General features: G+C 68.0%; 10 protein-coding genes. 2 read left to right on the top strand and 8 right to left on the bottom strand.

The window, feature by feature from the left end; translation table 11 throughout:
* Positions 1-429 precede the first annotated feature (429 nt).
* The 3 genes from ABZV77_RS18645 to thyX all read right to left on the bottom strand — a co-directional run bounded on the left by ABZV77_RS18645 (position 430) and on the right by thyX (position 4,095).
* Complete coding sequence (locus ABZV77_RS18645; protein ID WP_356257575.1) at positions 430-2,115, bottom strand: ribonuclease J; 1,686 nt, start codon at positions 2,113-2,115, stop codon at positions 430-432.
* A 149-nt stretch (positions 2,116-2,264) separates the two neighbouring features.
* Positions 2,265-3,164 carry a 4-hydroxy-tetrahydrodipicolinate synthase gene (gene dapA / locus ABZV77_RS18640; protein WP_356257572.1) on the bottom strand — a complete coding sequence of 300 codons (900 nt, stop codon included), beginning with the start codon at positions 3,162-3,164 and terminating at the stop codon, positions 2,265-2,267.
* A 190-nt stretch (positions 3,165-3,354) separates the two neighbouring features.
* On the bottom strand, positions 3,355-4,095 hold the full coding sequence (gene thyX, locus ABZV77_RS18635) for an FAD-dependent thymidylate synthase (RefSeq protein ID WP_306333382.1): 741 nt from the start codon (positions 4,093-4,095) through the stop codon (positions 3,355-3,357).
* 201 nt (positions 4,096-4,296) lie between these two features.
* On the opposite strand from thyX, the gene ABZV77_RS18630 reads away from it, so the two are divergent.
* Positions 4,297-4,536, top strand: a complete 240-nt coding sequence (locus ABZV77_RS18630; protein ID WP_356257569.1) for a hypothetical protein — start codon at positions 4,297-4,299, stop codon at positions 4,534-4,536.
* A 121-nt stretch (positions 4,537-4,657) separates the two neighbouring features.
* Positions 4,658-5,221 carry a hypothetical protein gene (locus ABZV77_RS18625; protein ID WP_356257566.1) on the top strand — a complete coding sequence of 188 codons (564 nt, stop codon included), beginning with the start codon at positions 4,658-4,660 and terminating at the stop codon, positions 5,219-5,221.
* Between the two features lie 16 nt (positions 5,222-5,237).
* Here ABZV77_RS18625 and ABZV77_RS18620 read toward each other — a convergent pair whose 3' ends face one another.
* The 5 genes from ABZV77_RS18620 to rpsO all read right to left on the bottom strand — a co-directional run bounded on the left by ABZV77_RS18620 (position 5,238) and on the right by rpsO (position 10,768).
* Positions 5,238-5,690 (bottom strand): hypothetical protein, encoded by a 453-nt coding sequence (locus ABZV77_RS18620; RefSeq protein ID WP_356257563.1) that lies wholly within the window; start codon positions 5,688-5,690, stop codon positions 5,238-5,240.
* A gap of 17 nt (positions 5,691-5,707) precedes the next feature.
* Positions 5,708-6,460, bottom strand: coding sequence for a 4-hydroxy-tetrahydrodipicolinate reductase (gene dapB, locus ABZV77_RS18615; RefSeq protein WP_356257560.1), 753 nt, complete (start codon positions 6,458-6,460; stop codon positions 5,708-5,710).
* A gap of 38 nt (positions 6,461-6,498) precedes the next feature.
* Positions 6,499-7,878: a pitrilysin family protein gene (locus tag ABZV77_RS18610; RefSeq protein WP_356257558.1), complete on the bottom strand. Its 1,380-nt coding sequence runs from the start codon at positions 7,876-7,878 to the stop codon at positions 6,499-6,501.
* Positions 7,875-10,091, bottom strand: a complete 2,217-nt coding sequence (locus ABZV77_RS18605) for a polyribonucleotide nucleotidyltransferase (protein WP_356257555.1) — start codon at positions 10,089-10,091, stop codon at positions 7,875-7,877. The genes ABZV77_RS18610 and ABZV77_RS18605 overlap by 4 nt, the downstream gene beginning before the upstream one ends.
* 389 nt (positions 10,092-10,480) lie before the next feature.
* Positions 10,481-10,768: a 30S ribosomal protein S15 gene (gene rpsO, locus ABZV77_RS18600; protein ID WP_356257552.1), complete on the bottom strand. Its 288-nt coding sequence runs from the start codon at positions 10,766-10,768 to the stop codon at positions 10,481-10,483.
* Positions 10,769-10,773 lie beyond the last annotated feature (5 nt).

Genomic DNA, 10,773 nt, shown 5'->3' with positions numbered 1-10,773 from the left:
CTCACCGAAGTGAGTCGGGGTATCAACATATCTGGCGTTGACTTTTGGCACGCTGTTGAGTTCTCAAGGAACGGACGCTTCCTTTGTACTCACCCACAGAATATTTTCTGGGGCTTTCCTCCGGGCGCTTCCCTTCGGTGTTTCTTTTGTTCTTTGTTCTTGCGTTTCCGACTCTATCAGACTCTTTCGTGTCCGACTTCCTCGGTGCCTTTCCGGTTCTCGCTCCGGCCTTTCGGCTTTCGCGTTTCCCTTTCCGGCGGTTCCGACTTTATCAGAAGTTCTGAGTCGGAATTCCCGCCCCGCTCGGGTCGTCCCTGGGCACCTGAGTGCGCCGGGCTTCCCTCGCTGGCGGAGCCGTAAACCTAACGGAGCGGGGCGCCCCGATGCAAATCGAGGCGCCCCGCTCCGGAGCTCACGCAGTCGAGAGGGTCAGACCTCGACGACCACGGGCAGGATCATCGGCCGTCGGCGGTAGTTGTCCGAGACCCATTTGCCCAGCGTGCGGCGGATGAGCTGCTGCAGCTGGTGGGGTTCGACGACGCCGTCCTGGGCCGACTTGTCCAGGACTTCCTGGATCCGGGGCATGACGGCATTGAACGCCGAGTCGTCGATGCCGGAGCCGCGGGCCTGGATGGTCGGGCCGCTGGTGATCTTGCCGGTGCTGGAGTCCACCACCACGAAGACCGAGATGATGCCCTCGTCGCCGAGGATCTTGCGGTCCTTCAGTGCGGGCTCGCCGACATCGCCCACGGAGAGGCCGTCCACATAGACGTATCCCGCCTGGACCTTGCCGACGATCTTCGCCTTGCCCTCGACGAGGTCGACGACGACGCCGTCCTCGGCGATCACGATGCGGTCGTGCGGGACGCCGGTGAGGGCGCCCAGCTCCGCGTTGGCGCGCAGGTGGCGCCATTCGCCGTGGACCGGCATCAGGTTCTTGGGCTTGCAGATGTTGTAGAAGTACAGGAGCTCGCCCGCGGACGCGTGGCCCGAGACGTGCACCTTGGCGTTGCCCTTGTGGACGACGTTCGCACCCCAGCGGGTCAGGCCGTTGATCACGCGGTAGACCGCGTTCTCGTTGCCGGGGATGAGGGACGACGCCAGGATCACCGTGTCGCCCTGGACGATCCGGATCTGGTGATCGCGATTGGCCATGCGGGACAGCGCGGCCATGGGCTCGCCCTGGGAGCCCGTGCAGACCAGGACGACCTCGCTGTCGGGCAGGTCGTCGAGCGTCTTGACGTCGACGACCAGGCCCGGCGGGACGCGGAGATAGCCCAGGTCACGGGCGATGCCCATGTTCCGGACCATCGAGCGGCCGACGAAGGCGACCCGGCGGCCGTACTCGTGGGCGGCGTCCAGGATCTGCTGGATGCGGTGCACATGGCTGGCGAAGCTCGCCACGATGATGCGCTTCTGGGCACCGGCGAAGACACCGCGGATCACGTTCGAGATGTCGCGCTCGGGCGGGACGAAGCCCGGCACCTCGGCGTTCGTCGAGTCGGAGAGAAGGAGGTCGATGCCCTCCTCGCTCAGCCGCGCGAACGCGTGCAGGTCCGTCAGGCGACCGTCCATCGGGAGCTGGTCCATCTTGAAGTCGCCGGTGGCGACGACCATGCCCGCGGGGGTGCGGACGGCGACGGCCAGGGCGTCCGGGATGGAGTGGTTGACCGCGACGAACTCGCAGTCGAACGGGCCGAGGTGCTCGCGGTCGCCCTCGACGACCTCGAGCGTGTACGGACGGATCCGGTGCTCCTGGAGCTTCGCCTCGATCAGCGCGAGGGTCAGCTTGGAGCCGATCAGCGGGATGTCCGGCTTCTCGCGCAGAAGGTACGGGACACCACCGATGTGGTCCTCGTGCCCGTGCGTGAGCACGATGCCCTCGATGTCGTCGAGGCGGTCCCTGATGGACGTGAAGTCCGGCAGGATCAGGTCGATTCCGGGCTGCTCCTCCTCGGGGAAGAGCACTCCGCAGTCGACGATCAGCAGGCGACCGTTGTACTCGAAGACGGTCATGTTGCGGCCGATCTCACCGAGGCCGCCGAGCGGGGTGACCCGCAGGCCGCCCTTCGGGAGCTTCGGCGGGGCGCCGAGTTCAGGATGCGGATGACTCAAAAGACTCTCCTCACCACGCGCGCCACGTACCTCCAGGGCACGTGGCGCGTATGACGTTCGTGCAGTAGCAGTTGTTGTGTGGGGTGCGGGCTGCGGTCGGCTTGCGACGCGCCCGCGGTTTTTCGCTTATTCAGTTGTGAAGTCTGTGGTTACAGCTGTACCCCGCCGGCCGCGAGATCGATCTTGAGCTGGGCCGTCTCGTCGGGTGACAGTTCCACCATCGGGAGGCGCAGCGGGCCCGCGGGGCGTCCCTGGAGGGCCAGTGCCGCCTTGGTCGTGATCACGCCCTGGGTGCGGAACATGCCGGTGAAGACCGGGAGCAGCTTCTGGTGGATCTCCGTGGCCTTCTGCACGTCACCCGAGAGGTGTGCCTCGAGCATGGCGCGCAGCTCCGGGGTGACGACGTGGCCGACGACGGAGACGAATCCGCAGGCGCCGACGGACAGGAGGGGGAGGTTCAGCATGTCGTCGCCGGAGTACCAGGCGAGGTCCGAGCGGGCGATGGCCCAGCTGGCGCGGCCGAGGTCGCCCTTGGCGTCCTTGTTGGCGACGATCCGGGGGTGCTCGGCGAGCCTGACGATCGTTTCCGTGTTGATCGGCACGCCGCTGCGGCCCGGGATGTCGTACAGCATGACCGGCAGCTCGGTGCTGTCGGCGATGGCGGTGAAGTGCCGGAAGAGGCCCTCTTGCGGGGGCTTGTTGTAGTACGGCGTGACGGTCAGGAGGCCGTGGGCGCCTGCCTGCTCGGCGGCGCGGGCGAGCTCGATGCTGTGGCGGGTGTCGTTCGTGCCGACGCCCGCGACGATGTGGGCGCGGTCTCCGACTGCGTCCAGTACGGCTCGTACGAGCTCGTTTTTCTCCGCGTCACCGACGGTCGGGGACTCACCGGTGGTGCCGTTGATGACCAGGCCGTCATTGCCTGCGTCCACCAGGTGGGCGGCGAGCTGCTGCGCGCCGTCGAGGTCAAGTGCGCCATCCGCCTTGAAGGGCGTGACCATGGCGGTGAGGACCCTCCCGAAGGGGGTCTGCGGAGTGGAGGTCGGAGCCATGGGTAACACGCTACTCGCTGCTCAGCGCGGGGTCGCCCCTCGGGGGATGTGTGCGGACCTGACAAGTGTGGAGCCCGGCACTGCCTGCTCGGGGGTTCAAGCAGTGCCGGGTCCGTTTGATCAGGCTAGATGAACTTCACGAAGTGTCGCAATCCGGACACTTCACTCGGTGCATCCGCACATCAGTGCCTTACGGCGCCACACGTCCGTTCTTGTTGAAGGCCGCATGGGTGAGAGGCATCAGCTCGGCCCACTGCTGCTCCATCTTCTCGCCGACCATCTCGATCTCCCGCTGCGGGAAGGACGGGACCTTGGCGAGCTCGTGCTGCGTGCGCAGACCGAGGAAGTGCATCAGCGAACGCGCGTTGCACGTCGCGTACATCGAGGAGAAGAGGCCGACGGGGAGCACCGCGCGGGCGACCTCGCGGGCAACGCCTGCGGCGAGCATCTCCTGATACGCCTCGTACGCCTGGCGGTAGGAGTCCTCCATGACGCGGCCCGTGAGCTCCTGCTGGGCCTGGCTGCCCTCGACGAAGACGTACTTCCCGGGGCGGCCTTCCTGGACGAGCTTGCGGGAGGCGTCGGGGACGTAGAAGACCGGCTGGAGCTCCCTGTACCGACCCGATTCCTCGTTGTACGACCAGCCGACGCGGTGCCGCATGAACTCGCGGAAGACGAAGATGGGGGCGCTGATGAAGAAGGTCATCGAGTTGTGCTCGAAGGGGCTGCCGTGGCGGTCCCGCATCAGGTAGTTGATCAGGCCCTTGGAGCGCTCCGGGTCCTTCTGGAGCTCTTCGAGGGACTGCTCGCCCGCCGTGGAGACTCGGGCGGCCCACAGGACGTCGGAGTCGGTGGCGGCGTGCTTCACCAGCTCGACGGTGACCTCGCTGCGGAAGCTGGGCTTGAGGTCTTCGGTGGGGGTCTCGCTCACAAGCGGGGGTCCTTCCATGTGCATCACTCGGGGCGGCGCCCACTCTATGGCCAGGCACTGACAATCGGCCGTTCGGTGACCCGCCACGACATTCTTCGACTAATTTGCCGAAACAGGGCACCTTTTGGGCGATTCGCGCGTCTATCCAAGTAACAGAGTTCACAGAGCTCGGTTCGAGACCCGTGAGGAGAAGCGCGCCCCATGTTCCGTCGGCGAGAGCCCGTCCCGTTCGCCTTCATCGCCGAAGCCGACAAGTTCCGCAGTAACGTCACTCCCCCGCCGCGCGAGCGTGCGTCGGCCAGTCAGATCATGGGCCGCACGCTCATCGGTCTGACCGTCGTGGCCGGTCTGGTGGGATCCCTGCTCTTCGGGATGCCCGCGATGTCGGCCGATCAGTCACCCGCGCACAACCAGCAGTCGGAAGCGTCCGAAGGCCGCTGACCGGCGCCGACCCCCATCGTCCGGCACTGACTCGTCCGGACCCCCAAGGGTGGTAGCAGGGAGCACGGCTCGATAGCCTCACCGGGCACAGCCCATGTGTGGATTGAGTGAGGATCAGCCCGTGCCCCTGCCCTTCCTGACCGCGGACCGCGCCTTCGACGACGCGGCGGACGACGCCGCGCTGCCTTTCGACGACCGCGATCACTGGCGTCGGCCCTACCGGCCGGGGCCCTGGCGCGTGGGTGCGGGCGCACTCCTGCTGCTGCTCGCCTCGTTCGTCCTCTTCGCGGCCGTGATCATCGCGTTCGCGGACTCTCTCGCGGGCGCCGCCATCTGCGCGGGGCTCGCCGGCCTCATCATCGTGAGCGCCCTCCGGCTGCTGCGCATGGGCACCTGGGTGAGCGCCCACGGGCTGCGCAGGGTCGGTTTCCTGACGACGCAGACGGTCGCGTGGGCACAGATCTCCGCCGTACGGACCGCGCAGCAGCCGGTGCGCTGGCTGGGGCTCCCCCGCACGGTGCAGGGGCAGGCGCTCGTTCTCGTACGCCGTGATCAGCAGTCGGCCGGGGCGCAGCAGCCGCTCCTGACCGACCGGAACGCTGACTTCCTGGCGCGGCACGAGGCGTTCAACCGCGCGGCCGACTCCATCGAGGTGTGGGCCGACGAGTACCGGCCCACCGCCTGATCTGCCCGCTCCCCCGCTAGACGTTCACCGGTCGGCCCGCGTGCAGGGCGATGGCCCGCTGCATGGCCTTCCGCGCGCGGGGCGTGTCCCTGGCGTCGTGATAGGCGACGGCCAGCCGGAACCAGCAGCGCCAGTCGTCCGGCGCGTCCTCGGTCTCGGCCTTGCGGCGGGCGAAGACCTCGTCCGCCGAGTCGCGGTCGATGCGGCCCGCCGGAGTCCGCTTCAACTCGTCCACCGGAAGGCCGCCTTCGGCCTCCAGCTCGGCCGCGAGGCGGTTGGCGCGCTGGACGAACTGGGTGTTCTTCCAGAGGAACCAGATGCCGATGAACGGCAGGATGAGCACCGCGACGCCGAAGGTGACGGTGAGTACGGTGCCGTGCTTTATCAGGAGCACGCCGCGGCTGCCGACCAGGACGAAGTAGACGACCAGGACGGCAGCCGTGACGGCGTAAGTGATCTTTGCGCGCATGTCTCTCAGCTCTCGGGTCAGCCGAGATCCAGGAAGTGTTCCAGGCCGAACGTGAGGCCCGGAGTGCTCACCACGCGGCGAGCGCCGAGCAGGATGCCCGGCATGAAGCTGCTGTGGTGCAGCGAGTCGTGGCGCACGGTCAGGGTCTCGCCCTCGCCGCCGAGCAGGACCTCCTGGTGGGCCAGCAGGCCGCGCAGGCGCACGGAGTGCACCGGCACCCCGTCGACGTCCGCGCCGCGGGCGCCGTCCAGGGCCGTCGACGTGGCGTCGGGCTGCGGGGCGCTGCCCGCTGCCCTGCGGGCCTCGGCGATGAGCTGGGCGGTGCGCGTGGCGGTGCCGCTGGGGGCGTCCGCCTTGTTCGGGTGGTGCAGCTCGACGACCTCGACGGACTCGAAGTACGGCGCCGCGATCTGCGCGAACTTCATCGTCAGGACGGCCCCGATGGAGAAGTTCGGGGCGATGAGCACGCCCGTCTCCGGAGACGCGGCCAGCGACGTGCGCAGCTGCGCGAGACGCTCGTCCGTCCAGCCCGTCGTGCCGACGACCGCGTGGATGCCGTGCCGTACGCAGAAGCCGAGGTTGTCCATCACCGAGTCGGGGTTGGTCAGCTCGACCGCGACCTGGGCGCCGGTCTCCGCCAGCGACTCCAGCTTGTCGCCGCGGCCGAGGGCGGCGACCAGTTCCATGTCCTCGGCGGCCTCGACGGCCTTCACGGCCTCGGAGCCGATGCGGCCCCTGGCGCCGATGACCGCCACGCGCAGCTTGCTCATGTCCTTCATTCCTTAAGGGAGTTGGGCCCTCGGGCGGTCTAGGCGACCGCTTCGTGGAGGCGGGCCGCCTGCTTGTCCTTGAGCGGGCCGATGGCCGACAGGGACGGGCGGTGGCCGAGCACGTCGCGGGCCACTTCGCGCACCTCGTCGGGGGTGACCGCGGAGATCCTGGCCAGCATGTCGTCGACCGACATGTGCTCGCCCCAGCAGAGCTCGCTCTTGCCGATGCGGTTCATCAGGGCGCCGGTGTCCTCCAGGCCGAGGACGGTGGAGCCCGCGAGCTGGCCGATGGCGCGGCCGATCTCGTCGTCCGTCAGACCGTGCTCCGCGACCTGGTCGAGCTCGTCGCGGCAGATCTTCAGGACGTCGTGCACCTGGCTGGGGCGGCAGCCCGCGTACACACCGAAGAGGCCGGTGTCCGCGAAGCCCGACGTGTACGAGTACACGCTGTAGGCCAGGCCGCGCTTCTCCCGTACCTCCTGGAAGAGGCGGGACGACATGCCACCGCCCAGTGCCGTGTTCAGCACGCCCAGGGCCCAGCGGCGGTCGTCGGAGCGGGCCAGGCCCGGCATGCCGAGGATGACGTGGGCCTGCTCGGTCTTGCGGTTGATGACCTCGACGCGGCCCGAGGTCCGCAGGGTGCGGGAGCCCTGGCGCGGGATCATCGGGGTCGCGTCCGTGTGCCGGAGCGCGCCCGCCTTCTCGAAGGCGGCGCGGACCTGGCGTACGACCTTGTTGTGGTCCACGTTGCCCGCGGCGGCGACCACGAGGTGGGTCGGGTCGTAGTGCTTCTTGTAGAAGCGGCGGATGCGGTCCGCGTTGAGGGCGTTGATCGTGTCCTCGGTGCCGAGGACCGGGCGGCCGAGGGGGGTGTCGCCGAGCATCGTGTGCGCGAACAGGTCGTGCACGCAGTCGCCCGGGTCGTCCTCGGTCATCGCGATCTCTTCGAGGATGACGCCACGCTCGGCGTCGACGTCCTCCTGGAGGATGAGGGAACCCGTCAGCATGTCGCAGACGACGTCGATCGCGAGGGGCAGGTCGGTGTCGAGCACGCGCGCGTAATAGCACGTGTACTCCTTCGCCGTGAAGGCGTTCATCTCGCCGCCGACCGCGTCGAGCGCGGCGGAGATGTCCAGGGCACTGCGCTTCTTGGTGCCCTTGAAGAGGAGGTGCTCCAGGTAGTGCGTGGCGCCGTTCAGGGAGGGCGTCTCGTCGCGGGAGCCGACGTTGGCCCAGATGCCGAAGGTGGCCGAGCGTACGGAGGGCAGGGTCTCCGTGACGACGCGCAGGCCGCCGGGGAGGGTCGTCCTGCGGACGGTTCCGATGCCGTTCTCGCCCTTGATCAGGGTTTGGGTACGGGCGACGGCCCGCGCCTCCGAAGAGGTGCGGGCCGTCGTCGTGGTGCTACGCGACGTCACTTGTCGGTGTCGTCCTTCTTGTCGTCGTCCTCTTCACCCTCGACAACCGGGATGAGGGAGAGCTTGCCGCGGGAGTCGATCTCGGCGATCTCGACCTGGACCTTCTGGCCCACACCGAGGACGTCCTCGACGTTCTCCACGCGCTTGCCGCCGGCGAGCTTGCGGATCTGCGAGATGTGCAGCAGACCGTCCTTGCCCGGGAGCAGGGACACGAACGCACCGAAGGTCGTCGTCTTCACGACGGTGCCCAGGTAGCGCTCGCCGACCTCCGGCATGGTCGGGTTGGCGATGCCGTTGATCGTGGCGCGGGCGGCCTCGGCGGCCGGACCGTCGGCGGCACCGATGTAGATGGTGCCGTCGTCCTCGATCGTGATGTCGGCGCCGGTGTCCTCCTGGATCTGGTTGATCATCTTGCCCTTGGGGCCGATGACCTCACCGATCTTGTCCACCGGGATCTTGACGGTGATGATGCGCGGCGCGTTCGGGGACATCTCGTCCGGAACGTCGATCGCCTCGTTCATCACGTCGAGGATGTGCAGACGCGCGTCGCGGGCCTGCTTCAGCGCAGCGGCCAGGACCGAGGCGGGGATGCCGTCGAGCTTGGTGTCGAGCTGGAGCGCGGTCACGAACTGCTTCGTACCGGCGACCTTGAAGTCCATGTCACCGAACGCGTCCTCCGCACCGAGGATGTCGGTGAGGGCGACGTAGTGCGTCTGGCCGTCGATCTCCTGGGAGATCAGACCCATGGCGATACCGGCGACGGCGGCCTTCAGCGGCACACCGGCGTTCAGCAGCGACATCGTGGAGGCGCAGACAGAGCCCATGGACGTCGAGCCGTTGGAACCGAGGGCCTCGGAGACCTGACGGATCGCGTACGGGAAGTCCTCGCGCGAGGGGAGCACGGGCACGATCGCACGCTCGGCGAGCGCGCCGTGACCGATCTCGCGGCGCTTCGGCGAACCGACGCGGCCGGTCTCGCCGACCGAGTACGGCGGGAAGTTGTAGTTGTGCATGTAGCGCTTGCGCGTCACCGGGGAGAGGGTGTCGAGCTGCTGCTCCATGCGGAGCATGTTGAGGGTGGTGACGCCCAGGATCTGGGTCTCGCCACGCTCGAACAGCGCCGAGCCGTGCACGCGCGGGATGGCCTCGACCTCGGCGGCCAGCGTACGGATGTCCGTGACGCCACGGCCGTCGATGCGGACCTTGTCCTTGATGACGCGCTCGCGGACCAGCTTCTTGGTCAGCGCGCGGTAGGCACCGGAGATCTCCTTCTCGCGGCCCTCGAACTGCGGGAGCAGCTTCTCGCCGGCGATCTCCTTGACGCGGTCCAGCTCGGCGTCGCGCTCCTGCTTGCCGGCGATGGTGAGCGCCTGGGCGAGCTCGGTCTTGACCGCGGCGGTCAGGGCCTCGAGGACGTCGTCCTCGTAGTCCAGGAAGACCGGGAAGTCGCCGGTCGGCTTCGCGGCCTTCGCGGCGAGGTCCGACTGGGCCTTGCAGAGGGCCTTGATGAAGGGCTTCGCGGCTTCCAGACCGGCGGCGACGACCTCTTCGGTCGGGGCCTCGGCGCCGTCCTTCACCAGCTGGATGGTCTTCTCGGTGGCCTCGGCCTCGACCATCATGATCGCGACGTCGCCGTCCTCGAGGACGCGACCGGCGACGACCATGTCGAAGACGGCGTCCTCGAGCTCGGTGTGCGTCGGGAAGGCGACCCACTGGCCCTTGATGAGCGCCACGCGCGTGCCGCCGATCGGGCCCGAGAAGGGCAGGCCGGCCAGCTGCGTGGAGCAGGAGGCGGCGTTGATCGCGACCACGTCGTACAGGTGGTCGGGGTTGAGCGCCATGATCGTCTCGACGATCTGGATCTCGTTGCGCAGGCCCTTCCGGAAGGAAGGACGCAGCGGGCGGTCGATCAGGCGGCAGGTCAGGATCGCGTCCTCGGAGGGGCGACCCTCACGACGGAAGAACGAACCGGGGATCTTGCCGGCGGCGTACTGCCGCTCCTCGACGTCCACCGTGAGGGGGAAGAAGTCGAGCTGGTCCTTGGGCCGCTTGGAAGCGGTGGTGGCCGACAGCACCATGGTGTCGTCGTCCAGGTACGCCACGGCGGAGCCGGCGGCCTGCTTGGCCAGGCGACCCGTCTCGAAGCGGATGGTGCGGGTGCCGAACGTGCCGTTGTCGATAACAGCCTCGGCGTAGTGGGTCTCGTTCTCCACTGTTCTCCTACGTGTCTACGTTTCGTCGTCTCGCCCTAGGTCCCGTGTGGACCGGGGCGGTGTCCCGTGCATCTGCGTCCATGCGTCGTGCGTGGACCGGGACGGTGCGGAGAAGCGCGCCGTGTGTGCGGGCCGGTCTTCGATCGAAGCACCCGGGGATGTCTCCCGGGGGCCACTACCGAGGACCGGCGGCGGCTGGTGCGCCTCTCCCTCGTGGGGGTTTTCGTTCTCGCGCCCCGGAGGCTTTCCCGCCCTCGGGGACGCGCGTGTGTCACCAGACTACAAAGTGTCGGCGGCACCGCGCATGTACAGCAAAGGGAGCGGCCCCCTTCGAGTGCCTCGAGTGGGAACCGCTCCCTTCACCATGTCTTACTCGGTCTTACTCGGTCTTACTTGGCGCCGGCCGCACCGCGGCGGATGCCCAGGCGCTCGACCAGCGTACGGAAACGCTGGATGTCCTTCTTGGCCAGGTACTGCAGCAGGCGGCGACGCTGGCCGACCAGGATCAGCAGACCACGACGGGAGTGGTGGTCGTGCTTGTGGGTCTTGAGGTGCTCGGTCAGGTCCGAGATACGGCGAGAGAGCATCGCGACCTGAACCTCGGGGGAGCCGGTGTCGCCCTCCTTCTGGCCGAACTCGGTCATGATCTGCTTCTTCGTAGCGGCGTCGAGCGACACGCGTA

This window comes from Streptomyces sp. NPDC004732 (assembly GCF_040609235.1).
In the GTDB taxonomy this organism is placed as follows: domain Bacteria; phylum Actinomycetota; class Actinomycetes; order Streptomycetales; family Streptomycetaceae; genus Streptomyces.
Note: the sequence above shows the minus strand (reverse complement) of the source record. Positions and strands in the feature narration are given on the sequence as shown.

Excerpts from the sequence above, each read along its gene's own strand:
- dapB (WP_356257560.1), bottom strand. The coding sequence starts at position 6,460 with ATGAGCAAGCTGCGCGTGGCGGTCATCGGCGCCAGGGGCCGCATCGGC.
- ABZV77_RS18620 (WP_356257563.1), bottom strand. The coding sequence starts at position 5,690 with ATGCGCGCAAAGATCACTTACGCCGTCACGGCTGCCGTCCTGGTCGTC.
- ABZV77_RS18630 (WP_356257569.1), top strand. The coding sequence starts at position 4,297 with ATGTTCCGTCGGCGAGAGCCCGTCCCGTTCGCCTTCATCGCCGAAGCC.
- dapA (WP_356257572.1), bottom strand. The coding sequence starts at position 3,164 with ATGGCTCCGACCTCCACTCCGCAGACCCCCTTCGGGAGGGTCCTCACC.